23 protein-coding genes are annotated in these 25,507 nt (G+C 56.7%); 6 read left to right on the top strand and 17 right to left on the bottom strand.

All coding sequences use genetic code 11. The features are described 5' to 3' along the window. Positions 1-63: 63 nt before the first annotated feature. Genes AAFH49_RS02355 through AAFH49_RS02345 form a run of 3 tightly spaced genes read right to left on the bottom strand, consistent with a single transcriptional unit; the run spans position 64 to position 2,179 of the window. On the bottom strand, positions 64-732 hold the full coding sequence (locus tag AAFH49_RS02355; protein ID WP_342295711.1) for a hypothetical protein: 669 nt from the start codon (positions 730-732) through the stop codon (positions 64-66). A 36-nt stretch (positions 733-768) separates the two neighbouring features. Further along, positions 769-1,206: an NAD(+)--rifampin ADP-ribosyltransferase gene (gene arr / locus AAFH49_RS02350; RefSeq protein WP_342295709.1), complete on the bottom strand. Its 438-nt coding sequence runs from the start codon at positions 1,204-1,206 to the stop codon at positions 769-771. Between the two features lie 46 nt (positions 1,207-1,252). Next, positions 1,253-2,179: a hydrogen peroxide-inducible genes activator gene (locus tag AAFH49_RS02345; protein ID WP_342295707.1), complete on the bottom strand. Its 927-nt coding sequence runs from the start codon at positions 2,177-2,179 to the stop codon at positions 1,253-1,255. 209 nt (positions 2,180-2,388) lie between these two features. Here AAFH49_RS02345 and katG point away from each other — a divergent pair, with 209 nt between their 5' ends. Beyond that, positions 2,389-4,647, top strand: a complete 2,259-nt coding sequence (gene katG / locus AAFH49_RS02340) for a catalase/peroxidase HPI (protein WP_342295706.1) — start codon at positions 2,389-2,391, stop codon at positions 4,645-4,647. Positions 4,648-4,859: 212 nt separating this feature from the next. Here the strand turns inward: katG and AAFH49_RS02335 are convergent, their stop codons facing one another. Genes AAFH49_RS02335 through AAFH49_RS02325 form a run of 3 tightly spaced genes read right to left on the bottom strand, consistent with a single transcriptional unit; the run spans position 4,860 to position 6,010 of the window. Then, positions 4,860-5,348, bottom strand: a complete 489-nt coding sequence (locus AAFH49_RS02335; RefSeq protein WP_342295704.1) for a hypothetical protein — start codon at positions 5,346-5,348, stop codon at positions 4,860-4,862. Positions 5,349-5,370: 22 nt separating this feature from the next. After that, on the bottom strand, positions 5,371-5,673 hold the full coding sequence (locus AAFH49_RS02330; RefSeq protein ID WP_342295703.1) for a helix-turn-helix domain-containing protein: 303 nt from the start codon (positions 5,671-5,673) through the stop codon (positions 5,371-5,373). Beyond that, positions 5,645-6,010: a type II toxin-antitoxin system RelE/ParE family toxin gene (locus tag AAFH49_RS02325; protein WP_342295702.1), complete on the bottom strand. Its 366-nt coding sequence runs from the start codon at positions 6,008-6,010 to the stop codon at positions 5,645-5,647. Before AAFH49_RS02325 ends, AAFH49_RS02330 begins: the two co-directional genes overlap by 29 nt. Positions 6,011-6,570: 560 nt before the next feature. Between AAFH49_RS02325 and AAFH49_RS02320 the strand changes: the two genes are divergently transcribed. The 3 genes from AAFH49_RS02320 (at position 6,571) to AAFH49_RS02310 (ending at position 12,451) form a co-directional block, all read left to right on the top strand. Further along, complete coding sequence (locus tag AAFH49_RS02320; protein WP_342295701.1) at positions 6,571-7,656, top strand: efflux RND transporter periplasmic adaptor subunit; 1,086 nt, start codon at positions 6,571-6,573, stop codon at positions 7,654-7,656. Between the two features lie 159 nt (positions 7,657-7,815). Next, complete coding sequence (locus AAFH49_RS02315; protein ID WP_342295699.1) at positions 7,816-11,007, top strand: efflux RND transporter permease subunit; 3,192 nt, start codon at positions 7,816-7,818, stop codon at positions 11,005-11,007. Further along, positions 11,000-12,451 carry a TolC family protein gene (locus tag AAFH49_RS02310; RefSeq protein ID WP_342295697.1) on the top strand — a complete coding sequence of 484 codons (1,452 nt, stop codon included), beginning with the start codon at positions 11,000-11,002 and terminating at the stop codon, positions 12,449-12,451. Before AAFH49_RS02315 ends, AAFH49_RS02310 begins: the two co-directional genes overlap by 8 nt. Before the next feature lie 308 nt (positions 12,452-12,759). Here AAFH49_RS02310 and AAFH49_RS02305 read toward each other — a convergent pair whose 3' ends face one another. The 6 genes from AAFH49_RS02305 to AAFH49_RS02280 form a co-directional block, all read right to left on the bottom strand. Beyond that, the gene (locus tag AAFH49_RS02305) at positions 12,760-13,005 is read right to left on the bottom strand and encodes a hypothetical protein (protein ID WP_342295695.1); all 246 of its coding nucleotides are present in this window, start codon (positions 13,003-13,005) and stop codon (positions 12,760-12,762) included. 280 nt (positions 13,006-13,285) lie between these two features. Next, positions 13,286-13,768: a GNAT family N-acetyltransferase gene (locus AAFH49_RS02300; RefSeq protein WP_342295838.1), complete on the bottom strand. Its 483-nt coding sequence runs from the start codon at positions 13,766-13,768 to the stop codon at positions 13,286-13,288. 168 nt (positions 13,769-13,936) lie between these two features. After that, a complete protein-coding gene (locus AAFH49_RS02295) occupies positions 13,937-14,818 on the bottom strand; it encodes an SDR family oxidoreductase (RefSeq protein WP_342295693.1) in 882 nt (293 codons plus the stop codon). Between the two features lie 109 nt (positions 14,819-14,927). Next, positions 14,928-15,848, bottom strand: coding sequence for a helix-turn-helix domain-containing protein (locus tag AAFH49_RS02290; protein WP_342295692.1), 921 nt, complete (start codon positions 15,846-15,848; stop codon positions 14,928-14,930). A 186-nt stretch (positions 15,849-16,034) separates the two neighbouring features. Continuing rightward, positions 16,035-16,895 (bottom strand): NmrA family NAD(P)-binding protein, encoded by an 861-nt coding sequence (locus AAFH49_RS02285; RefSeq protein WP_342295691.1) that lies wholly within the window; start codon positions 16,893-16,895, stop codon positions 16,035-16,037. A gap of 76 nt (positions 16,896-16,971) precedes the next feature. Further along, complete coding sequence (locus AAFH49_RS02280) at positions 16,972-17,844, bottom strand: AraC family transcriptional regulator (RefSeq protein WP_342295689.1); 873 nt, start codon at positions 17,842-17,844, stop codon at positions 16,972-16,974. 123 nt (positions 17,845-17,967) lie between these two features. On the opposite strand from AAFH49_RS02280, the gene AAFH49_RS02275 reads away from it, so the two are divergent. Continuing rightward, entirely contained in the window at positions 17,968-19,128 is a 1,161-nt protein-coding gene (locus AAFH49_RS02275) for an XdhC family protein (RefSeq protein WP_342295687.1), read from the top strand. Between the two features lie 64 nt (positions 19,129-19,192). On the opposite strand, the gene AAFH49_RS02270 is transcribed toward AAFH49_RS02275, so the two are convergent. After that, the gene (locus tag AAFH49_RS02270) at positions 19,193-20,113 is read right to left on the bottom strand and encodes a DUF6268 family outer membrane beta-barrel protein (protein WP_342295685.1); all 921 of its coding nucleotides are present in this window, start codon (positions 20,111-20,113) and stop codon (positions 19,193-19,195) included. 115 nt (positions 20,114-20,228) lie between these two features. Here AAFH49_RS02270 and purU point away from each other — a divergent pair, with 115 nt between their 5' ends. Further along, positions 20,229-21,062 carry a formyltetrahydrofolate deformylase gene (gene purU / locus AAFH49_RS02265; RefSeq protein ID WP_342295683.1) on the top strand — a complete coding sequence of 278 codons (834 nt, stop codon included), beginning with the start codon at positions 20,229-20,231 and terminating at the stop codon, positions 21,060-21,062. A 77-nt stretch (positions 21,063-21,139) separates the two neighbouring features. On the opposite strand, the gene AAFH49_RS02260 is transcribed toward purU, so the two are convergent. From AAFH49_RS02260 to AAFH49_RS02245, 4 genes are all read right to left on the bottom strand, one after another. Further along, positions 21,140-21,418 (bottom strand): hypothetical protein, encoded by a 279-nt coding sequence (locus tag AAFH49_RS02260; protein WP_342295680.1) that lies wholly within the window; start codon positions 21,416-21,418, stop codon positions 21,140-21,142. Positions 21,419-21,527: 109 nt separating this feature from the next. Further along, positions 21,528-22,916, bottom strand: coding sequence for an NAD-dependent dihydropyrimidine dehydrogenase subunit PreA (preA, locus tag AAFH49_RS02255; RefSeq protein WP_342295678.1), 1,389 nt, complete (start codon positions 22,914-22,916; stop codon positions 21,528-21,530). A 78-nt stretch (positions 22,917-22,994) separates the two neighbouring features. Next, positions 22,995-24,320 (bottom strand): FAD-dependent oxidoreductase, encoded by a 1,326-nt coding sequence (locus tag AAFH49_RS02250; protein WP_342295677.1) that lies wholly within the window; start codon positions 24,318-24,320, stop codon positions 22,995-22,997. 90 nt (positions 24,321-24,410) lie between these two features. Then, complete coding sequence (locus AAFH49_RS02245; protein WP_342295676.1) at positions 24,411-25,277, bottom strand: nitrilase-related carbon-nitrogen hydrolase; 867 nt, start codon at positions 25,275-25,277, stop codon at positions 24,411-24,413. Between the last annotated feature and the right edge of the window lie 230 nt (positions 25,278-25,507).

Here is a 25,507-nt window from a genome sequence, read left to right as displayed (position 1 = left end):
AGTGCCGCTGAAGTGACATGGAAACGCCCCGCAACTGGTTGGTTGCGGGGCGTTTTTGTTTTTCTATTCGCTATGCCCGTCACCCCAAATTAAAAGCCCACCAATATTATCAATATTCAGGTTTTCAACTTTGTCTATTTGATTAAGTCGCTTTTCAAAAAATTGAAGTTCCACCTTAGCTTTTTCAACAGCACATTTAAGTTCATTTCTGTCAACTAATAGATTCTGTTCTACCGGCGTTGGTTGAAATTGCTCATCAAATTCATCAACAGAGAAGTCGAGTAAGACATTCGTACCTTCAAACTTAATATATGGGCCTGGATGTCCGTTATAATAAGAAGTTTGGCCGTCAGCAAGTCTTTCCCAATAATTTATATCGCTTAAATCTCCGCAGCATTGGGGGAAATATGCATCGTGACCATCTATTCGCAGAACATATCCACCGAAAAAGGCAGATGCCTGTTCCCGCTCAAATTTTCCATCTCGCAATTCCTGCGTATGGTCAATTGTCAGTTTTGTTAAATTATTATCTGAAATATCCGTGAGTTTATAAATCGATGAGCCGCCTACATATGATTTCAATTTATCTTTAAATCCCGCTCGCTGATAACTCTGCTCGTTATAGGTATCCCAAATATTGGGGTATTGCCAATATGGATATTTTTCAGGTTCCGTTACGCCCTGATTATTATACCCGATTTCAATTACTGGTATAAGTTCAATTTTCATCATTCTTATTTTGGCAATAACATTAGCACATGATAAGGACTAATTAATGATTTTCGCATTGGAATCCGCTCTTAGCTTCGCCAGCTTCTCGCGCCACACTTGAAGTTCTTCGGGCGTTATTCTCACCCAATCGGTTACTTCGCCAACAATTTTCAAGGGCGCCTGACTACGATACGAACGAGTCGGATTGCCGGGAAATTTCTTATCCGTGACGTTCGGGTCGTTCTCAAAGCTGTCCGTCAGCTCAACGATGTAAACTCGTTCGTGCCCGTCACCTTTGGCTAGCGCTGCGGCAAGTCCTGCTCCGTTGGGTAAGGCGGTGAAATATATGTGATTCATCACGACTTCGGGGTGATAATTTGAGTTGAACCCCGGTGTTAGCAATTCCCCAACCTGCAAATTCGCTCTAGTCCCGTGATAAAAGGGGCCGTTATCCGGAACGTCAAACACATTAGATTCGATGGTTTCGTTTTCCATGTGATGCAGTGTTTTGAGATTTTGTCACTGAATATTTTTTGATTCACTACCGCCAACGAACCTTCTCACCAGCCTTCCCCGCGCGCAACCGGGTGGGCACGCTAGCCAGAATCAATTCCCGCAAAGCGGTGAGCAGTGTCGTACGCACAAAGCCGTGGTGCACAACTAGGCTCACCTCGCGTACCGGGGTGGGGGCCACGAAACGCTTGAGCAGCGGGTTGCGGTCGACTTCGTCCAGCACGGCCAGTTCGGGAACCAGCGTGTAGCCGTGGTGGTGGCGCACCAGCTCTTTCAGCGTTTCGATGGAGCCGCTTTCGTAGGCCACCGCTCCGGTGGAAGCCGTTCGGCCGCACAGGTTCAGGACTTGGTTGCGGAAGCAGTGGCCCTCCTGCATTAGCCACAGGCCGGGGCTGGCCAGGTCGGCCGGGCTCACGGTGGCGCGGGCGGCCAGCGGGTGGTCCTCGGAGGCGAGCAGCAGGAACGGCTCGTCCAGCAGAGGCAGCTCGTGCAGCAGCCGGTCATCGAGCGGTGTGACCAGCAGTCCCACGTCCAGCCGGTAGTCCTTGAGGCGCAGCATGATTTCCTCCGAGCGCAACTCCTCAATGTGGACGCGCAAATTGGGGTAGGCCTTACTGAGGCCCACCAGGAAGCGCGGCACCAGGTACGGAGCCAGCGTGGAGATGACGCCTAGGCGCAGCTCGCCCACCACCTCGCCTTTGGCCACCTGCACCAGCTCACGCAGTTGCTGGGCTTCGTGCAGCACGCGCCGGGCCTGGGTAATCACCTGGGCCCCGACGGCCGTGGGCTCGGCCCCGCGCTGGGTGCGGTCGAACAGCAATACGCCAAGCTCCTCTTCTAGCTTTTGCACCTGCACGCTTAGCGCGGGCTGGCTCACGAAGCTTTTTTCGGCGGCCAGGCCGAACTGGCGGTGCGTATCTAAGGCCACGAGGTAGCCAAGTTGTTGGAGATTCATGACAGACGAGCAGCGCGCTACTTATAGGTTTTGGTTATAAAGTTATAAACAAAATCGATTTTGATTATGCATTTGCACCCAGTAGCTTTGTGCAAAGCTGCTACCCACTGCCCTGCTTCGGCCGCCTAATAACGGCTTTCCAGGCAAGTCCGCAAACTTTTTAATTCACCCGGCCATTTACAAGGCCGACCACCAAAACCACTTTCAAGATGAGCGCCAACCTGCACGACCTCCCCGCAGACAACTCCATCCTCCACGACCTGAACGCGGACGCCGCCCAGTGCCCCTTCCTCAACGGCGCGGTGAAGCAGACGGCCGGTGGCGGCCGCACCAACCGCGAGTGGTGGCCCAATATGCTGAAGCTTAGCATCCTGCGCCAGCAGTCTGCCCTGTCCGACCCGATGGACAAGGATTTCAACTACGCCGAAGAATTCAAGAAGCTGGACCTGAACGCCGTGAAGCAGGACCTGTTCGAGCTGATGACCAACTCGCAGGACTGGTGGCCGGCCGACTACGGCCACTACGGCCCCTTCTTCATCCGGATGGCCTGGCACAGCGCCGGCACCTACCGCATTGCCGACGGCCGCGGCGGCGCGGGCATGGGCATGCAACGCTTCGCCCCCCTCAACAGCTGGCCCGATAACGCCAACCTCGACAAAGCCCGCCTCCTGCTCTGGCCCATCAAGCAGAAATACGGCAAGCAGATTTCCTGGGCCGACCTCATCATCCTCACCGGCAACTGCGCCCTGGAGTCGATGGGTCTGAAGCCGTTCGGCTTCGCCGGCGGCCGCCCCGATGGCTGGGAGCCGCAGGAAGACGTGTACTGGGGCCCCGAAACCGAGTGGCTCGGCGACAAGCGCTACGTGGACGACCGGCAGCTGGAAAACCCGCTGGCCGCCGTACAAATGGGCCTCATCTACGTGAACCCCGAAGGCCCGGACGGCGAGCCCATCCCTGAGCGCTCGGCCCGCGACATCCGCGAAACCTTCGGCCGCATGGCCATGAACGACGAAGAAACCGTGGCCCTGATTGCCGGCGGCCACACCTTCGGCAAAACCCACGGCGCCGCTGCCCCCGCCAAATTCGTGGCCCGCGAGCCCGCCGGCGCGCCTATTGAAGAGTTGGGCCAGGGCTGGCGCAACAGCTTCGGCAAAGGCCACTCCGAGCACACCATCACCAGCGGCCTCGAAGGCGCCTGGACCCGCACGCCCGCGAAGTGGAGCAACGACTACTTCGACAACCTCTTCGGTTTCGAGTGGGAGCTGACCAAGAGCCCCGCCGGCGCGCACCAGTGGCGCCCCGTGAACGGCGGCGGCGCCGGCACCATCCCCGATGCCCACGACCCGGCCGTGAAGCACGCCCCCTTCATGCTGACCTCGGACATCGCCCTGCGCGCCGACCCGGCCTATGAGAAGATTTCGCGCCGCTTCCACGAAAACCCCGACCAGTTTGCCGATGCCTTCGCCCGCGCCTGGTTCAAGCTGACGCACCGCGACATGGGCCCCAAGGAGCGCTACCTCGGCCCCGAAGTTCCCACCGAAGAGCTGCTCTGGCAAGACCCGATTCCCGCTGTTACTTACCAGGTAATTGACGACCAGGACGTGGCCGCGCTGAAAGGCAAAATTGCCGAATCCGGCCTCACCGTGCAGCAATTGGTATCCACGGCCTGGGCTTCGGCCTCCACCTACCGCGGCTCCGACAAGCGCGGCGGCACCAACGGCGGCCGCCTCCGCTTGGCCCCGCAGCGCTACTGGGAAGTGAACAACCCCGCCCAGCTCTCCACCGTGCTCAACAAGCTCGGCGGCATTCAGCAGGAGTTCAACGCGGCCCAGACCGGCGGCAAACAGGTTTCGATGGCCGACCTCATCGTGCTGGCCGGCGTGGTCGGCATCGAGCAGGCCGCCAAAAACGCTGGCCACGACGTGACCGTGCCCTTCACCCCCGGCCGCGCCGATGCCTCGCAGGAGCAAACCGACGTGGTATCGTTCCAGGCCCTGGAGCCGGCCGCCGATGGCTTCCGCAACTACCTCAAAACGCACCACCGCGCCGCCGCCGAGGAGCTGCTGATTGACAAAGCCCAGCTGCTGACCCTGACTGCCCCCGAATTGACCGTCCTGTTCGGTGGCCTGCGCGCCATCAACATCAACTTCGACGGCTCGAACAACGGCGTGTTCACCACCCAGGCCGGCGCGCTCACCAACGACTACTTCCTGAACCTGCTCGACCTGAACACCACCTGGGCCAGCACCTCGGACGCCCAAAACCTCTTCAACGGCCGCGACCGCAAAACCGGCCAGACGAAGTGGACCGGCACCCGCGTCGACCTGATTTTCGGCTCGAACTCCGAGCTGCGCGCCCTGGCCGAAGTGTACGCCTTCGGCGATTCGCAGGAGAAGTTCGTGAAGGACTTCGTGGCCGTGTGGGCCAAGGTGATGAACCTCGGCCGCTTCGACCTGGCCAAGTCGTAAGGCCACCCGCCAGCGCTTCCGCCCCGCAAGGTGCGGCAGTAGCTGAAGCCTCAAAAGAAACGCCCCGCAACGAATTCGTTGCGGGGCGTTTCTTTTTGAGAAAAAAAATAGCGTTGTAAAAGAGACGGATAAAAAGAATTTGTAAGCTGTGAGACTAACTCTAGCAGACTCACAAGATGTTTATATACCATCTGCTCCATACTCTACTTATTTCATCCTTGTTCATATTTTCTTTCTATTTCTCCATTAAGTGTCTCTGCACTCCTTCCCTTAACTCCCATCAATGCCTTAATGAACGGGTCAAGGAAAACATAGCATTCGAATAATTTCTTACGCTTTTCCTTGACTAATACAAGTGCATTCTCTCTTCCATTTATTGTTAGCAAATTTTCACCTTGTTCATGGAAAAACTTATGAATTAAATAATTACGGGCATCTAAAGCTGATTCCAGCTTTTCTTTAAATCCTTCACTAACTGTAACAATTTCTTGCAGTTGTTTTGTAAGATTCCCTAAAGTCTTTTTCGATAGACTTTGCATGTAATTATCAATCTTTTCGTCATGTTCATTATTGGAAAGGTTTAGCTCGTTATTCAGCATAAGCATCATAAACGCTAAGGAGTATTCCAGTTTTTGTGAGTCCAATACAGCATAGCCTAGTACGTCTGTTATTGGTTTTATTTCTTTTAAATCGAGAGTCATAATTTTTTTTGATTTATTAAGATTAATCCACCGTCAGCTTCAAATGCTTGCCAAACCCCTCCCACACAATCCGCATGAGAGTGGAGAGGCGAATGTCGCTGGCGTTGTTTTCGATGCGGGAGATGTACGTTTTCGTCGTGCCGCATTTGGCAGCCAGTTGCTCCTGCGTCATGTTGTTTTCCTTGCGCATTTCTTGGAGCATCGCGCCTAGCTTGAAAGCTTCGTAACCTTCTTCGAAAGTTTCGCGGGCGGCGGTGCCACGGGCACCATATTGGTTGTCGATGAAATCATCGAGGTCAACCAGCTTGCTTTGCTTTGTCTTCATAGTATTGTTTTCTAAGTCGTTCGGCACGTTCGATTTCATTAGGAGGCGTTTTTTGGGTTTTCTTTTGGAAACCATTCAGCACGATAACTAGCCGGCCCTCATCGAAAAAGCAGAAAATGCGGAAGATGTCGCTGCCGGCGCTGACGCGGATTTCATAGAGGCCAACGGTGCCGGTGAGATGCTTGAGATACTTCTCGGGCACCACCGGAATTTCGCGAATCAGGCGAAAGGTCCACAGAATACGGTCCTGAATTTTCTGGTTTTGCTTGTTGTAAAAAGTCCGGAATTCATCCCCGTAAATTTCGAGACTGCGGATTTGGCCCTTGAAATCACTCACCTCACGAAGTTACCTAATTGGATAACACCAAGCAAGCCGCTGGCGTTTCAGCAGCTTCATAAAGCAGCTGCCCGCTTCACCAACCCGCCCTGCTCCCAACCTCAAAAGTGCCTCTGGATGCGGTAGGTGCGGTCCGGAAAATTAGAAGCATTCCGGGAAACCTTCATTTCCGCTTCATGCCAGCGGGGGCAAGTTTGTACTGTCAACCCACGACACAGGCTGCGCTGCATCGCCCCTCCCACCCTTCGATGTGCGCTTTCGGCTTGTTTGGCTCCGGCAGGTTTGCTGGTGACCAAGGGCTTTCTGCTGTTTGAGCGAAGCCTTCCGCGAAGTATGAATAACCCCAATCAGCCCACCCCGGCCCCGATGGATTTTGTGTTGTGGCCCCGAATTCCCTTCGGCCAGCCCACGGGCCGCTGGCCGGCACCACCGCCTGATTCGCCGCCCGGCACAGGCGCGTTCCCCAATGCATCGCGGGTCAGGCCAGCCGTTCGGTGCCGTTCTCTGAATTACCATTTTCTATGCAATACCCCCCGCTTGTCACGTTACCCAAGGTTCCTATGAAAAAAATGTTCATGCTGCTGAGCTGCGGTGCTTTGTTCTATACCACCGGCTGCAAGGAAGAAAAAAAGGAAGTCGAAGAGCAGATTAAACTGGTGGCCACTAGCCCCTTGCAGAAGGACACCACCATCACCAAGGAGTATGTGGCCCAGATTCACTCCTTCCAGCGCATTGAGCTGCGGGCCCTGGAGAAAGGCTATCTGGAGAAGATTTTCGTGGACGAGGGCCAGCACGTTTCGCAGGGCCAAACCATGTTTCAGATTAAGCCCACGATATACCAGGCCGAGCTGAAAAAGTCGCAGGCCGAGGCGCACTACGTGCAGATGGAATATCAGAACACCCGGAAGCTGGCCGACAAGAACATCGTGTCGGGCAGCGAGTTGGCGCTGGCGCAGGCCAAGTACGACAAGGCCAACGCCGACGTATCATTGGCCCAGACGCACCTGCAATTCACGACGGTGAAGGCCCCGTTCAGCGGCATCATGGACCACTTCCAAGGCCGACTGGGCAGCCTCGTGGATGAGGGCGACCTGCTGACAACCCTCTCCGACAACAGCAAAATGTGGGTGTACTACAACGTGCCCGAAGCCGAGTATCTGGCTTATAAGCAGCACGCCAAGACCAACGACAAGGCTGCGCACGTGAAGCTGCGCATGGCCAACAACGAGGTATTCGACCAGACCGGCGTGGTGCAAACCATTGAGGCTGATTTCAATAACGAAACTGGCAACATCGCCTTCCGCGCCACATTCCCCAACCCCGACGCACTGCTGCGCAACGGCGAAACCGGCAGCGTGCTCATGACCGTGCCGTTGAAAAACGCCCTCATCATCCCGCAAAAAGCCACCTTCGAAATCCTCGAAAAGAAGTACGTTTTCGTGGTGGATAAGAACAACGTGGTACACCAGCGCGAAGTCGGCATTGCTTCGGAAATGCCTGACCTGTACATTATTGGCTCCGGCATCACGCCCAACGACCGCATCCTGCTGGAAGGCCTGCGCAAGGTGAAAGACGGTGACAAAGTGGCTTACGACTATAAGGCGCCGCAGGGGGTTCTCTCGAATTTGAAGGTGACGGCCGAGTAGGCGGCCCATCTCCTCAAGCTAGTGAATCCGGCAGTTTGTAGCGTGGACTCTGCGAGTCCGCGCCCGGGCGAACAGCCCGCTCATGCGCGGACTCGCAGAGTCCACGCTACAAATCCCAGTCGGCATCCTTCCTAATAATATCCACACAGCCAGAAGAATATGTTTAGTAAATTCATTCGCAGGCCCGTATTTGCCATTGTTATTTCGATTTCCATCCTGCTTATGGGCGGGCTGGCGATTATGCAGCTGCCGACGTCGCAGTTTCCGGAGATTTCGCCGCCCCTCGTGATGGTGAGCGCCTCCTACCCCGGCGCCAGCGCCAAGGTGCTGACCGAGTCGGTGCTGATTCCGCTGGAACAGGCGGTGAACGGGGTGCCGGGCATGAAGTACATGACCTCCGATGCCGTATCGGCCGGTGAGGCCAACATTCAAATTGTGTTCAACCTGGGCACCAACCCCGACCAGGCGGTGGTGAACGTGAACACCCGCATTGCGCAGGTACTCAACCGCCTGCCGCTGATTGTGCAGCGCGAGGGCGTGATTGTGAACCGCGTGGTGCCTAACATGCTGATGTACGTGAACTTGTACTCGAAAGACAAGAACACGGACATGAAGTACCTGTTCAACTTCGCCGGTGTGAACATGATACCCGAGCTGCAGCGCCTCGGCGGCATTGGCCGGGCCAGCATTCTGGGTAGCCGGCAGTACGCCATGCGCGTGTGGCTGAAACCCGACCGCATGCGGGCCTACAACATCTCGGTGGACGACGTGATGAAGGCGCTGGACGAGCAGAGCGTGATTGGCTCGCCGGGTCGTATCGGCCGGGCCGATGGCAAGAATGCGCAGTCGCTGGAATACGTGCTGAGCTACCAGGGCCGCTTCAACGACGTGGAGCAGTATAAGAACGTGATTCTGAGGGCCAACCCGAACGGGGAAAGCCTGCACCTGAAGGACGTGGCCAACGTGGAGCTGGGTTCGGAATACTACGACATCTACTCCAACCTGAACCAGTACCCTTCGGCGGCCATCGTGCTGAAGCAGACTTACGGCTCGAACGCTTCGGACGTAATTAAAGAGGTGAAGGCTAAGCTGGAAGAGCTGAAAAAGAGCAGCTTCCCGCCCGGCATGGACTACAAAATCACCTACGACGTGTCGAACTTTCTCGACGCATCGATTGAGAACGTGATTCACACCCTGCGCGATGCCTTCATTCTGGTGGCGCTGGTGGTATTCATCTTCCTCGGCGACTGGCGCTCGACGCTGATTCCGGCGCTGGCCGTGCCGGTGTCGCTGGTGGGCTCGTTCATTGCGATGCAGGCGTTCGGCCTCACCATCAACATGATTACGCTGTTTGCGCTCGTGCTTTCGATTGGTATTGTGGTCGATAACGCCATTGTGGTGATTGAGGCGGTGCACGCCAAGATGGACGAGCAGCATCTATCGCCTTATAATGCAGTCCGACAAGTGGTTGGGGAAATCAGCGGCGCCATTATTGGTATCACCATCATGATGACGGCCGTGTTCATTCCGGTGTCGTTCATGAGCGGCCCGGTGGGCATTTTCTACCGCCAGTTCTCCATTACCATGGCCACGGCCATCGTGATTTCGGGCCTCGTGGCTCTGACCCTGACGCCGGTGCTCTGCGCCATGATTCTGAAAAACCACCACGGCCAACCCAAGAAGCAGACGCCGCTGCAGCGCTTCTTCGACTGGTTCAACCGCGGATTTGAGAAGCTGACGAATGCGTATGTGGGCCTGCTGCAGCGCATTGTGGCCAACCGCATTGTGACGTTCGTGATGCTGGTGGCCTTCGGGCTGGGCATCTGGGCCATCTCGGCGGGGCTGCCGGCCGGCTTTATTCCGAGCGAAGACCAGGGCCTGATTTACGCCATTGTGCAGACGCCGCCCGGCACCACGCTGGAGCAAACCAACGCCGTATCGAAGCGCCTGCGCGACCTAGCCAAGGACGTGCCCGGCATCGCCAACATCTCGACGCTGGCCGGTTACGAAGTACTGACCGAAGGCCGTGGCTCGAACGCTGGTACCTGTCTGATTGACTTGAAGCCGTGGAGCGAGCGTAAGGAATCCATTGCTGACATCGTGGAGAACCTGGAGAAGAAGGCCAAGCAGATTCCCGGCGCGACCATCGAATTCTTCGAGCCGCCGGCAGTACCGGGCTACGGCGCGGCGGGTGGTTTCCAGCTGCAGATGCTCGACAAAACCAGCACAGGCGACTACAAGGCCCTGGAACGGGTGAACAACGAGTTCATTGCCAAGCTAAAAAAGCGCAAGGAGCTGGCGGGTGTCTTCACCTTCTTCTCGGCCAACTACCCCCAGTACGAGCTCAAAATTGATAACGAGTTGGCCATGCAAAAAGGCGTGAGCATCGGCAACGCCATGAACACGCTGAGCATCCTGGTGGGCTCGACTTACGAGCTGGGCTTCATCAAGTACCAGCGCTTCTTCAAGGTGTTCGTGCAGGCCTCGCCAGAGTACCGCAAGCTGCCCGAGGACATCCTGAATATGTGGGCCAAAAACGATAAGGGCGAAATGGTGCCGTTCTCGGCCTTCATGAAAATCGTGAAGTCGCAGGGTGCCAACGAAATCAACCGCTACAACATGTACCCCACGGGCTCCATCCGGGGCGGCGCGGCGGCCGGCTATAGCTCGGGCGAGGCCATCAAGGCCGTGCAGGAAGTGGCCGAAACCCTGCCCCACGGCTACGGCATCGACTGGGGCGGCCTGTCGAAAGACGAAGTGAGCCGCGGCAATGAGTCGACCGTGATTTTCCTCATCGTGCTGGTGTTCGTGTACCTGGTGCTGGCCGCGCAGTACGAAAGCTTCCTGCTGCCGCTGGCCGTTATTCTCTCGCTGGTGGCGGGTGTGTTTGGCTCGTTCCTGTTCATCAAGATGTTTGGCCTGGCCAATGACATCTACGCTCAGGTAGGTCTGGTAATGCTCGTCGGCCTGCTGGGTAAAAACGCGGTACTGATTGTGGAATTCGCGGCCCTGAAACACGAAGAAGGCATGAGTGTCCGCGACGCGGCCATCGAAGGTGCCAAGACCCGTTTCCGTCCGATTCTGATGACCTCCTTCGCCTTCATCGCCGGCCTGATTCCGCTAGTAGTGGCCACGGGTGCCGGCGCTATCGGCAACCGTACCATTGGTAGCTCGGCGCTGGGCGGTATGCTGTTCGGCACCGTGTTCGGGGTAATCATCATCCCCGGCCTGTACTACTTCTTCGGCACTCTGGCCGGCAATAGCAAACTGATTAAGGATGAGAACGAAGCCCCCATCCTCGAAGGCGTAGAGCCCCGCGTTACACTAGAAGAAATGGAGCCTTATGCTTAAGCAACGAATTTATAAAGTCCTCGGCGCGGCCAGCCTGGCCCTCGCCGTGGGGGCCTGCAAAACGCCCGAGCTGGTGGTGAAGAACGAAAGCCGCAACGTGCCGGCCAGCTATTCTACCGCCACTTCCTCGGTCGCTTCCCTCGACAGCGCCACCACCGCCCGCGTGCAGTGGAAGCAGTTTTTCACCGACCCCAACCTGCAAGGCCTGATTGAAACCGCCCTGCAAAACAACCAGGAGCTGAACATCACGCTCCAGGAAATCGAAATTGCCCGCAACGAAATCCGCGTCCGCCAGGGCGAGTACCTGCCCTTCGTGCGCCTCGGTGCCCGGGCCGATGTGGAGAAGGTTGGTAAGTACACGCTGCAAGGCGCGACAGAAGAGCAGGTTGATATTAAGGAGGGCCGCCGCACGCCCGACCCACTCACCAATTTCCAGCTGGGCGCGTTTGCCACTTGGGAGGTCGATATCTGGCACAAGCTGCGCAATGCCAAGAAGGCCGCGGCCATCCGCTATCTGGCCACCGTGGAGGGCAAAAACTTCATGGTGACCAACCTGATTGCCGAAATCGCCAACTCCTACTACGAGCTTCTGGCCTACGATAATCAGCTGGCCATCGTGCAGCAGAACATCGGCATCCAGAGCAACGCGCTGGAGCTGGTGAAGCTGCAGAAGGAGTCGGCCCGCGCCACCGAGCTGGCCGTGAAACGCTTCGAGGCCCAATTGCAGCACACCAAAGCCCTGCAGTTCAAGCTCCAGCAAAGCATCGTCGAAACCGAGAACAAGCTGAACTACCTGGCCGGCCGCTACCCGCAGCCGGTTGCTCGCAACGCACAGTCGTTCAATGCCCTGCTGCCGTTCACCATCCAGGCCGGCTCGCCCGCACAATTGCTGGCCAACCGCCCCGATATCCGGCAGGCCGAGCAGCAGCTGGCCGCCGCCAAAATCGACGTGCAGGTAGCCCGCGCCAACTTCTACCCCTCGCTGGGCCTGTCCGGCGGCGTCGGGCTGGCGGCCTTCACGCCCGGCCTGCTGGTGTCAACGCCCCAGTCCCTGCTCTACGCGCTGGGGGCCGACTTAGCCGGCCCGCTGTTCAACCGCAACGGCATCAAGGCGGCCTATTACAATGCCAATGCCCTGCAAACGCAGGCCGTGTACAAGTACGAAAAAACGGTCCTGAACGCCTACGTCGAGGTTTCTAACCAGGTATCGAGCATCAGCAACCTGGCCCAGAGCTACGATGCGAAAGCCAAGGAAGTGGCAGCCCTCAACCAGTCGGTTGAGATTTCCAACAGCCTCTTCCGCTACGCCCGCGCCGACTACACGGAAGTCCTCTTCACCCAGCGCGACGCTCTGGAATCGAAGTTCGACCTCATCGAAACCCGTATGCAGCAGCTCAACGCCTCGGTGAACGTGTACCGCGCCCTAGGCGGCGGCTGGAAGTAATCAGGCCCCGCGAGTAGCTCAAGCAGCTATTGCCGCGAAACAAACGCCCCGCAACGAGTTCGTTGCGGGGCGTTTTTGGGTTTACAGTGTACCTAACGAATCTGTTTCTGAATCAGATTATATCGAAATCATATTTGATGGCTAACGCAAGTTAAACTTTCCAAATTCTCGTTTAGCTGATAAACCCTGTCTAAATAAGTATGTACATCCGAATCGAGCAAGTCATTCTTTTCAAGAATTGTTTCATCGACCAAGTCGATAAATAATGCGTAGATATTATGAGTAATATAATTTCTCTGTTTAGAAATTTACTTAAGAGCAGTAACCAGATTATCATTCAGCAGATTATTCTTTTCAGCTATGCCTATTAATGCTCCAAGAGTTTTTCCACTGAAATTTTCTTTAGCGTTACTCCGCAATAAGAGAAGAATCAATTCCGCTTCCAGTTTACCGGAATGTAATGCCACCCTACCCAGTGCAGAGGTAAACTCATCAGATTCGACAAGTAGATTATAAAAATCCACACCTTTCGTGGGCTCACCCTTGTACATCATTATTCTAAAATTAAAGCGCTGAATTATCTGTATTCGTAACTTCTTTACTTGGTGTATGAATTCGCCACATCATGTTTACTACACACTTCCTTTCATTCCAGCTTTTTCAATCCTCAATCGTCTCAATCCTAATTTACTTCAGTCGCTTAAGATGCTCCTTCATGGCGTTTGGCTGTTCCGGGGATTGGGCGCTGCCACCCGGTGACCTCGCCGGTGCCACGCAGCGCATGGCGGGGACGGTACGACTTGGTGAGGTTGACAAAGAATCTAAGGCTGCTTTTCAGTCCGAAAGCTTGTAGATATACTCTTCAACCTCTGTTTGCCGAGCATTAGCAAATCCTTTATCCTTTCCAGTCGTTACAAACCCGCATTTCTCTAAAACCTTTTGTGAGCCATAATTATCGAAGGCTACACGGCCATAAATTGGTCTGGCCTGCTCAATCTTCAAAAAGTCTCTAAGCGCGGTTGTGGCAATTCCTTGTCCCCAAAACTTTCTATCAATCCAATAGGTGATTCCAACTTCACCGTGCATAACGAATTTTGCTATACTACCCACAATTTCACCATCGACTTTTATTGTCCGCATAGTTATTGTTGGGTCAGTTAAAAACGGTGTGTATTTTTTAATGTACGCAGCTTTGTCGTTCGGGTCTTTAGATGCGAACGCAGCTAAACGATTTGCTTCTTCGTCGACCTGAAACAGAAACAACGTATTTAAATCGTCATTGTCTGTTTTGGTCAATGTGATAATGTGGTCTGTCATCACGCTGAAATTCAATATGGCTTTGCAGGTTCTAGGCAGGTTGAAGGTGTCAATTTAATCAATATTAGCAGCATAGCCGCCGGGTTTATTCATCGAAACTCAATCACTTGCCCAAAAAGAAATGCCCCGCAGCGAAACCGTTGCGGGGCGTTTCTTTTTGCTTCTCTCTTATTTTCTGAAATAATCACCTTCCTCCAAATCAGCCAGTAGGCCGGGCTGGGTGGGATGCCAGCCCAACCGCTGCTGCGTGAGCGCGCTGGAGGCCGACGCGTCCATGCCGACGAAGCGGCCCATCCAGCCGAAATGGGCAGCGGCCTCCTCGGGGGTTTTGGATACGACTGTCAGGTTCAGGTGGCGGCCGATTATGGCCGCGATGTCGCGCATCGGAATGCCTTCATCGGCCGCGCCATGGTAGCGCGCGCCGGCAGTGCCCTGCTCCAGCGCCAGCCGGAAGAGGCGGGCGGCATCGAGCCGGTGCACGGCGGGCCAGCGGTTGAGGCCCTCCCCTACGTAGGCCGCCACGCCCGTTTGGCGGGCAATATTGATGAGCGTGGGCACGAAACCCTGGTCGCCCCGGTCGTGGACCGAGGGTGCCAGGCGGATGACCGATGCCCGAATGCCCTGCGCCGCTAGGGCCAGCGCGGCAACTTCCGACATGCGGGGCGAGGCAGCGGCAGAGTCTTCTTCCGTCACGGGGCGGCCCAGGTTAAAGCCCGCCAGCCCGGCCGTGACAACCAGAGCACGGTCCGAGCCAGCCAGGGTTTCGCCGAGTGCCTCGATGGCGTGCCGGTCGGTCTGGCCGGCGGCCTCATATTCGATAAAATTGTGATTATAAGCCAGGTGGATAACGCCATCCGAGGCGGCAGCGCCGCGCCGCAGGCTGTCGAGGTCGTCGAGCGAACCCCGATGTACTTCGGCACCTGCGGCAATTAGCTTCTCGGCCGATTCGTTGGAGCGGGCTAGGCCGAGCACATGATGGCCCGCGCCAAGTAATTCCTGAACAATGGCGGTGCCGATGAAGCCCGACGCGCCGGTTATGAAAACACGCATGTGAAGGTCCTTTTTAATTGGTGATTGATGACACCACAAAGGTCCAGTGCGTAGGTAGTGGCGGTATTGCGCGGGTCAAACCGTTTGCTGAATAAATCAAACAATCAGCTTAGCTACGGAAGTCACCCGGCGTCAACCCGGCCTGGCGCTTGAAGAAGTTGCAGAAGTGCGCCACATCGGCGAATCCCAGACTGTCGGCGATTTCGGAAATGTTCCAGTTCGTTTGCTTCAGCAGGATTTTGGCCTCCTGCGCTACGCGGCTTCCAATCAACGCGGTGGTGGTGTGGCCGGTGGTTTCCTTGAGCACCCGGTTGAGGTGGTTGACGTGCACGGCCAGTTGGGCGGCGTAGTCGGTGGCGGTGCGCAGACGCAGGCGCTGTTGCGGCGATTCCAGGGGAAACTGCCGCTCCAGCAAATCGGCAAACTGGGCCATTAAGCGGGCCGAGGCATTGTGGGTGGGGGCCGATAGCTGGGCCGGCTGGAGCTTTTGCACGTAGTGAATCACCTCCATCAGGTAGGCGCGCAGCAGGTCGTATTTGTAGGCATATTCGGAGGATATTTCCTTCTCCATCTTCTGAAAAATGTCCCCAATTGCCGCAAATTCAGTATCTGTTACTTGCACTACCGGGAAAGCACCGGGCTGGTAAAACGGTAGTTCCTCTAGTGCCATCCGGCCCTTGGTGGGCTGCAGAAACTCCTCGGTAAAGATGCAGAAATGGCCGGTCTGGTCCTGGTCGTGCGGCAGCCAGCGGTAGGGCACTCGCGAGGAGGCAAACCACAGGGCACCTGCCTCCACTTCCACCACTTTGTCGGCATACTCGATGCGGCTGCGGCCCCGCATCAGGCTGATTTTGTAGAAGGCGCGGCGGTCGAAGGTCATGGGCGGCCGGTCGCGGTTGGCGAGCATTAGGTCGGCCACGTTGAAGACGTTGAACTGGCCGACTTCGCGGGGAGTCTCCGATAGCAACAGCGTCTCGGCTGCCTCGGGAGCTAGTTTGGAGTACAGTTCGGAAAGCGGGCGGGATGGCATGGCAAAGGGGCTGTAGAAATCAAAGGTAAGCCACCTCTCAAAGAACGTCATGCTGAACTTGTCGAAGCATCTCTACCGCAATGCTAAACCTGTCGATTGGGTTTACTAGTGCGGTAAAGATGCTTCGACAAGCTCAGCATGACGTTTTGATGCTCCTCCTACTTTCTAAAAAGCCGCTGCAAATTCCTAAGCGAATTCCTCTAGCTTCACCTTACCCAAAATGGGCCGGTGCTGCCAGTAATCCTCACCCAATTTGCCGCTGTTAGTGCTGGCGTAAATGTCTACGACTTCGTCGGCCCGGTTAGCGGGCACACCGTTCTTCACCATGTTATTCCGCATCTGCTCATCGGTGAAAGCCACCCATTGCAGGTCGGGCTGGCCAATGGCGGTGCCGAAGGCGTGGGCGACTTCGGCGGCAGTGCGCTCGTCGCTGGCTACGTAGCGCACGTCTGTGCCGGCCGTAGCGGCGGGTTTGATTAGCTCCTCTGCCGCCGCAGCGGCAATATCCCGAGGGTGCACAAAGGCCACTTTGATATCGCCCGCATAATTAGCGCCCATCATCCCCGCGCCTTTTATCATCCCAATTGATGTATAGAAATTGGTGTAAAAAGAAGTCGGCCGCAGGTGCGTAAGCGTGACGCCGGGCACTTCGCGCAAAACAACCTCCACATCGTGCGTACCGAGGATGCCGCCAGTGCCCTCCGCCAGGTGCGCGCCCCAGCTACTGAGCTGCACCACGCGCCGCACGCCCGCTCGCTGAATGGCCTGGGCATAATTGCGGCCGATTTGCTGGTGGTAGGCCCGCGAATCGGCCACGGCAAAATGCGGCGGCACCATCAGGTACAAGGCATCGGCACCTGTGAAAGTGGCCGTCAGGAAATCTACGTCTTCCACTTTGCCAAAGGCGGCGGCAGCTCCTAATGCTTCAATTTCCGCCTGCTTGTCCGGCTTGCTGCTGATAACCGTAACGGCGTGGCCCTGCTGCACCAGCGCGGTGGCCAGGGGTTTGCTGATGTTCCCGAGGGAACCTGTGATGATGATTTTCATAAGGCAAAGCTCCGTCCGGCTTCGGCCTTGCAAAAGGGCGAAACGGCGGGGAAATTGGGCCAAAGTGCGGCAAGCGTCAGGCCCAGCGCTGCCGGTAAGCTGCCGGCGAAACCCCAATGCCTTTCCGGAAAAACCGGCCAAACGTGGATTGGTCGGCAAAGTGGAGGGTATCCGCGATTTGGGCGATGGTCAGGGCGGGGTTTTGCAGTAGCACATTGGCTTCCAGCAGCACGGCCTCGGCCAGCCATTCCACGGCGCGGCGGCCGGTGGCTTCCTTCACGGTTTCGGCCAGGTGCTTGGGGGTGATGCAAAGCTTGTCGGCATAAAAGGACAGGCTTCGCTCGGTGGCATAATGCGTGCTGACCAGCTTTTTAAATGCAGCGGCAATTAACTGGCTTCTGGTCTGGGTGACAGTCGCCGAAACGTGCTGGGCACTGTATATGGGCGCAATTTCGTGCAGCAAAATCTGGATGAGGCTGCGCAGGATTTCCTCGCGGTAGGCGTGCGGTGCGTCGTATTTATGCTCAATAGACTGTAGCAGCGCGGCGATATTATCGGCCTGAGAGGACGTTAATTGAAAAACATGGCGGGCATCTCCCTCAAAAAACGAAAAGGCATCCGGGTTCAGGCTGCAATTAGCCGAAATGAATTCTCGGGTAAAAAAGACACTCAGCCCCTCAAAATCGGCCGACATAAAAGGCCACTGTTTGATAACGTAGGGCGATAATACCATCAGCGAATCAGGCTCGATATCGTAGGTTTCGAGGTTGACTTTCAGGCGAGCATGGCCGCGTAGGCATAGGCCGATTTTGTAGTAATTGCTGCGATATGGCAGGTCGATGGGCAGATGAGACAGCGCTGAGTTCGGCCCTAAAAAGAACACCGCCGCCGGCTTTTCGTCGGCTTCGGTGAGGGTATTTAGTTGATAGAGGAGGATGGCAGCGGTCATAGCACTCAATATAAGCGCCGCTAGCCGGCGGCGGGCCTCCGAACCAAAACCCCACTCCCGCGTCAGGAGTTTACATAACCCCGCCCCGCCACCGGGCGTACTTCCTCCGCAAACTACCGCGCCATGACCGAACTCCAACGCCTGCTCCTCGCCTACGACCGGCACCGCGCCGCGGCCCGCCCCTGCGCCCTGGCCACGGTGGTCGAGGTGCTGGGCTCGGCCTACCGCCGCCCCGGGGCCCGCATGCTGGTGACCGAAGACGGCGAGCTGACCGGGGCCATCAGCGGCGGCTGCCTGGAGGGCGATGCCCGCCAGCGCGCACGCCAAGCCATTTTTCGGGGCCAGCCCGCGCTGGTGACGTACGACACGCGGGATGAGGACGACCCGCGCCACGGCCTCGGTCCCGGCTGCCAGGGCGTGGTCCGCATCCTGCTGGAGCCGCTGGATTTTGCGGCGGCTGATAACCCGGTGGAGCTGCTGCGCGGCTTCGCCCAACACCCCGAGCCGGCGGTGTTGGCGACCATATTTGAAACCGATTCCTCGGGGCTGAAAGCAGCCGTGGGGCAGCGAGTGTTACTCTCGGCCTCCGGGGCGCTGCGGGGCACTCCCCTACTAGCCGCCCCGCTGGCGGAGGCCGCGCAAACTGCGTTAGTAGAAAGCAAATCGCAGATTCTGGAAATCGAAACCGATGCCGGCCCGGTGCGGGCACTGCTGGAGGTGCTCACGCCACCGCTGCGCCTCGTGGTGTATGGCGCGGGCAATGATGCGCAGCCGCTGGTGCATCTGGCTGCCTCGCTCGGTTGGCACATCACGGTGCTGGATGGCCGGCCTAATCTGGCCACTGCTGCTCGTTTTCCGGAGGCGGTGGAAGTACGAATCTTGCCCGTCCGGGAATTGGAAATGCTTGCCCCTGATGCGGATGCGTACCACGTATTGCTCAGTCACAACTACGCCTATGATTTGGCTGCGCTGCAAACGCTGCTGCCCTCGGCGGCCCCATATATTGGCCTGCTGGGGCCCCGGGCCAAAGCCGGGCGGCTGCTGAATGAAGACGAATTGAATTTGTCCGAAGCAGAAATTTTAGATGCGCTGCAAAACCGCCTGCACAGTCCCATTGGCCTGAGCCTGGGCGGCGAAACCCCGGAGGAAATCGCACTGGCCATTGTGGCCGAAATTCAGGCCGTGAAGAACAAACGGCAGCCCCAGCACCTGCGCGACACGACGGTGGCCATTCACACTGATTCGCCCCAAGTGAGCCTCCAGCCAACTGCCGAAGCAGTATAAGCTTCGCTTCGGACATAGTCGGGCTGTTCTGGCAGTGCACAAGTTGAAGCTTATGCTACAAGCCTCATGGGGCCGGCACGCGGTAGCTCAGCGCCAGCCGGAATGCCAAGCCTTTTTCTATCGGCGAACTCAGCGGCGTAGGGGCCTTGCCCAATCCAATATAGTCGATGGTGGCGGGCCATTGGTCGTCCCTGGCATACACTTCCATGCGCCGTGTTACGGCATAGGCAGCAGTGGCTCGTATTGCCAAATGCGCACTCAAATAAGTTTCGGCAAACAAGCCGTAATGCCCCTGCTGATATTGAAAATACTGGTCGTTGTTCAGCAAACGGTAGGCGGTGTTGATGCCATTCAGGTTGAACCCGACATTGACTCGCGGCGTGGCGGCGTAGCTGGCCGTGAAGGTGGTGGGCAGGTCGCCAAACAGCCGCCAGCGCTGCCCCAGCTGCCAGTCGAGGCCCAGCAGCAGCACGTACTGCGGCCCGTAGAACTGCTGCCGGTAGCCCACCGTGAGACGGTAGGCCCGGTGGGGGCTGCTGCGGTAGGCGGCCCGTAGCACGCCGCCCCAGGTCACATCAGCCCCGCGCACCTCGCGCAAATCCGAATTCAGAGCGGGCAGCGCGAGGGCCGTGAGCTCAGTGCGGGGTGACAGGCGCTGGCGGTAGCCCAGCACTGGCGTGATGCCGTACACGTTGTGTACTTCAAAGCCGGGTCGATTGCCGCTGAAACGCAAGGTTTCCAGATTCAGGCCAGCCAATATTGCGTGTGATGTATCCGCCGCCACGGCAAGAGGCACGATGATGTTGGCCCGAAAAACGTCGCCTCGGAATGTGGCTTCGCTGCTGTTTTTCTGCTTTAGAGGCAGCACTTCGTAGTTCAGGCCAATACCCTCGGCGTATCCCTGCGCGCGGCTGAGGGCAGGAACGAATAGGCAAGCGCTGAACAGCAGTGCCGGCAGCAGCCGGGCAGGTAGAGGTAGATGCACGAAATAATTTTGGCAGAATTCAGCGGCAAATAAAAGCGCAATTATCCAATAGCCAGCGCTCTACTTTTGCAGTTCGGCTTTTTGCCAATTCAACCGACTACTCACGCTGTTCCGCATGGCGCATTTGCTGCTCATTCATTGCCCCGACGAGCCGGGCCTGGTTTATATAATCACGGGTGTGCTGTTCAAGCACGGCCTCAACATCATCCGCAACGGCGAATTTGTGGAGCGCGATGGCAACCACTTTTTCATGCGCACCGAAATGGCCGGCGCGTTCGACCCGGAGGCACTCCAAGTCGATTTGCGCACGGGCCTGCCCCCGTCGGCCGTTATCCGCCTCACCACCAACCAGCCCAAAAACATTGTGCTGATGGCCACCAAGGAGCATCACTGCCTCAGCGAGCTACTGGTACGCCACGAGTTCGGCGAGCTCAATGCCCGCGTGCTGGCCGTCATCAGCAACTATGAGGTGCTCGGCGACCTCACCCGCAAGTTCAACCTGCCCTTCCACTATCTGCCCCACGCCGACCGCTCCCGCGAAACCCACGAGGCCGAAGTACTGGCCGTGCTGGCCCAATACCAGCCCGATTTTGTGGTGCTGGCCAAATATATGCGCATCCTAACCTCCGAGTTCGTGGCGCATTATTCCAATCGGCTCATCAACATTCACCACTCCTTCCTACCAGCCTTCGTAGGGGCCAGCCCCTACGCGCAGGCCTACGCCCGGGGCGTAAAAATAATCGGGGCCACCGCGCATTTCGTGAACGAGCAGCTCGACCAGGGCCCCATCATCGCCCAAAACGTTATTCCCATCGACCATACCCAGAGCGCCCACGAAATGGCCCAGGCCGGCCGCGATGTGGAGAAAATCGTGCTCGCCCGCTCACTCAAAATGGTGTTCGACGAGCAGGTGTTCGTGCACGGCAACAAAACCGTGATTTTTGACTGATTTAGCAATTGACCAGACAAGAAAACGGGCTCCCCACTTGCGTGGGGAGCCCGTTTTCTTGTCTAAATTCTACGGTGTTATTCGCCGCGACGGCGGCCGCCACCATGACCGTTGCCGTAGCCCCGACCCCCGCCATAGCCGCCACCGTAGTGGTTGCCTTCGTAGTGCGGGCGGTTATACCCGCCACGCGGCACCACAATTACGGGTCGAGGATTGTAATAATAGGGCCGCGCATAGCCGTAATACGGCCGTGGGGCAGGCGGATAATAGCCGTATTCCGGCCCCACGGAAGCCACGCAACCACTCAACAATAGCAGGCAGAGGCTCAACGAAAAAATCACTGATTTAACTTTCATGATATGGCAGCGCGTCGAAACGCGTCGGGTTACAAGTGAATGCTGTTCTACGTTTCTAAACAAAATGTGGACCAGATTTAGTGCCTGCATACCATAGTAAGAGCCTTATTTAAGCCTCAGTCGGCAATACCGTTTCGCCGGAATACAGCCGGGCTTTGCCGGGCAGGGTTTTGTGGCGCTCCTTGCCCAACGCGGCGCTGGGCTCGGGTACCCAGTGGTGGCGGCCGCCGGCCTTTTCGTCGTTGAATTCGGTGGGCGCGGTGCCGGCTTCGGTGCGCTCTTTCCAGGTGAGGTGCTGGGTGCCGTCGTCGGTGCGGTCCATCGTAATGCAGTCCTCTACGGGGCATACGAGCGAGCACAGGTTGCAGCCTACGCAGTTTTCCTCGATGATTTCGGGCACCCGCGTATCAGCGTTGAGCTTGATGGCTTGATGGGCCCCATCCTCGCAGGCCGTGTAGCACAGCTGGCAGCCAATGCACTTGTCCTTGTGGATGTTGGCCGTCACCTTGTACTTCATGTTCAGGTCTTCCCAGTGCAGCACGTTGGGCAGGGCCTTGCCCACCATGTCGTAAATGGTGTTGAAGCCCTTCTCAACCATGTACTGCTCCAGCCCCGAAGTCATTTCGCGGATGATGCCGAAGCCAAAGTGCATGGCCGCCGTGCACACCTGCACGCTGCTGGCTCCCAGCAGAATGTGCTCCACCGCGTCGCGCCAGTTCTCAATTCCACCAATGCCCGAAATGGGTAGTTTGATGTCGGGATGCTGGGCGCAGTTTTTCACCATGTTCAGGGCAATGGGCTTCACGGCCGGGCCGCAGTAGCCGCCGTTGCTGCCCTTGCCGTCCACAATGGGGTACGGCGCAAACTGGTCCAAATCAACCCCCACGATGCTCTGAATCGTGTTGATGAGCGAAATGGCATCGGCACCGCCGCGCCGGGCGGCCATAGCTGGCTCCGTGATGTCGGAGATATTCGGGGTGAGCTTCACGATGACGGGCTTTTTGGCCACTTCCATCACCCATTCCACAATCATCTGGAGCACCTTGGGCTCCTGCCCTACCGCCGAACCCATGCCGCGCTCGCACATGCCGTGCGGGCAGCCGAAATTGAGCTCGAAGCCGTCCGCACCAGCGTCCTGGCTCTGGCGCACGATGTCGTGCCACTCCTGGCGCGTCTGCACCATGAGCGAGGCGATAACGGCATGGTTGGGGAAACGCTTTTTCACTTCCTCAATCTCGCGCAGGTTGTCGGCCAGCGGGCGGTCCGAAATCAACTCGATATTGTTGAAACCAACGAGGCGCTTGTCGCGGTAGTTCACGCCGCCGTAGCGGCTCGACACGTTGACGACGGGCACGCCCAGTGTTTTCCACACCGCGCCGCCCCAGCCAGCGTCGAAGGCTTTCATTATTTGATAGCCGGAATTGGTGGGCGGGGCCGAAGCCAGCCAAAACGGGTTCGGCGATTTAATGCCGGCGAAATTTATTGAGATGTCAGGCATAATGTAGCGCGGACTTTTAGTCCGCGATTGAATACGAAATGAGGGAAATGGGCTCAACTCGCGGACTGAAAGTCCGCGCTACTTGCTCAAATAGGCATGAATACCGCGTGCCGTCAGCTTTGCTTCAGCTGCCGCGTTCACCACTTCGGCCCCGCCATTCCAGGCATCGCCAGAAGCGAAGTATTTGGGATTGCCGGTCTGCCCGGTGTGAGCATTAGCGATAATTCGGCCTTTGCCATCCAGCTTCAGGCCCGGAATCAAACTCAGGAATTCCGTCTGCTTGGCCTGGCCAGTGGCTTTAATCACCATGTCGCAGTCTTCCACAAACTCAGAGCCGGCAATTTCCCGCACCTTACCATCCTTGGTTTCGGTGCGAATGAATTTCACGCCTGCTACATAGCCGTTGCCGGTAATTTCCACCGGCGCTACGTTGAATAAGCCTTTCACTCCTACCCCTTTGGCCAAGTCGTACTCGAACTCGTAAGCGCCCATTTCATCCTTAGCTCGGCGATAGGCCAGAATTACATTTTCCGCCCCGAGGCGCGAAGATTCGGAAGCCGCATCCATAGCGGTATTGCCGCCGCCCAGCACAATTACCTTGCGGCCCACCGCTACTTTGTGTTGGAATTGACGCAGTTCAGCAATAAATTCAACCGCGCCGGTGCAGTTGATTTTATCCTCGCCGGGCAAGCCCAATTCATTGGTTTTGCCAAGGCCAATTCCGAGGAAAATAGCGTCGTATTTATCTTCTAATTTCTCCAATTCGGCACGCGACGAAATAGCCGAATTGAAATGCACGTTGTAGCCGAATTGCGCCTGCAAGTAGTCCATCTCGGCCAGCGTTTCTTCGTTGGTGATTTTGTACGGCGCTACGCCGTAAACCGTCAGGCCCGAAGGCTGCGCTTTAGCCTCAAAAACATCAACGCCATAGCCCAGCGAACGCAGCTCACAAGCAGCAGATATACCGGCCGGACCAGCCCCAATTACGGCCACTTTTTTGCCGTTATCCGCGCCGGGACCGAACAGTTTTTCGCCGCTCTTAATCACCTTGGTGGTGGCATAACTCTGGAGTCGACCAATCTCAATCGGCTTCACTTCCTGCAAGTTGTACACACATGCCCCTTCGCAGAGTACTTCCGTAGGGCACACTTTGCCGCAGGCATTACCGAAGTAGTTGGCCTCGTAAATAGTGCGTGCCGCGCCGGTGTCGTTACCGGAATTTATCTGGCGGATAAACTGCGGAATATCAATCCCCGATGGGCACGCTTTTATACACGGCGCATCGAAGCAAAAAAGGCAGCGGGAGCTTTCGTAAAGCGCCTCGGTGCGGTTCATCACCGGCTTCAATTGCGCGAAGTTTTCCGCGAATTGCTGCTCGGTGGTAGGTGTAGAAAATTCAGCCATTGGGGCAGGTTAATTCGAATTATTAGTGAATAAAAAAACGGTCATGCTTCGACTAGACTTAGCATGACCGTTTTTATGTCAGCCAAGCGCCTACAGCTCTACCAGTTTCTCGTAGGTTTCGGGGCGGCGGTCGCGGAAGAACTGCCAAGTATTGCGCACTTCCTCAATCATATCGAGGTCGAATTCCGAAATCAGCAATTCGTCTTTGTACTCATCAGCTTGCGCGATAATCTGGCCACGCGGGTCCACGAAATAGGACGTACCGTAGAAGCGGCCCAGGTTCCAGGGCTTCTCCTCACCCACGCGGTTGATGCAGCCCATGAAATAGCCGTTGGCGGCGGCGTGCGCGGGCTGCTCCAGTTTCCAGAGATACTGCGAGAGGCCAGCCACGGTGGCCGAAGGGTTGTAAACGATTTCGGCCCCGTTTAGGCCCAGAATGCGGGCACCGTCGGGGAAGTGGCGGTCGTAGCAGATGTACACGCCCACTTTGGCGTACTTGGTCTGGAACACCGGGTAGCCCATGTTGCCGGGCTTGAAGAAGAATTTCTCCCAGAAGCCGGTGGTATGGGGAATGTGGTTTTTGCGGTATTTGCCGAGGTAGGTGCCGTCGGCATCAATTACGGCGGCGGTATTGTAGAGGAAACCGGCGGCTTCGCGCTCGTACACGGGCACAATCATCACCATGTTGTATTTCTTGGCGTATTCGGCCATGCGGTCCGTCGTCGGGCCGGGCACCGATTCGGCCGAGGCGTACCAGGCTTTGTCCTGGCCGGGGCAGAAATACGGGGTGTTGAAGATTTCCTGCAAACAGAGAATCTGCACGCCCTGGCGACCGGCTTCTTCAATAAGCGGAATGTGCTTTGCTTCCATGGCGGCCATGATTTCCTGAATCGTGCCTTCGCCTTCGGTCATCGGCAGGCTCATCTGGATGAGGCCGGATTTAATAATTCTGGGCATTGTTGGGAGTGAGAGTGAATGAAGTTGAGTTTGGTCGTGGCGAGTGTCCCAAGGCAGTAATTTCTGGCGAGGCACAACGCTTTGAGTTACAGTAAATGTGAATTCAGATTAAACAGCCCAAAGCGGGCTTTAAATTAAGCAAAAAAACGGGCATTTGCACATGCTACACCTTAGGGCACAGCAAGAAAGGAATGCCTGTAAGCATTCGTGATGTCAGATACCCAGTTGGC

The organism is Hymenobacter segetis, assembly GCF_038448715.1.
Taxonomy (GTDB): domain Bacteria; phylum Bacteroidota; class Bacteroidia; order Cytophagales; family Hymenobacteraceae; genus Hymenobacter; species Hymenobacter segetis.
The sequence above is the reverse complement of the archived record's forward strand: the minus strand, read 5'-3'. Positions and strand labels throughout refer to the sequence as shown.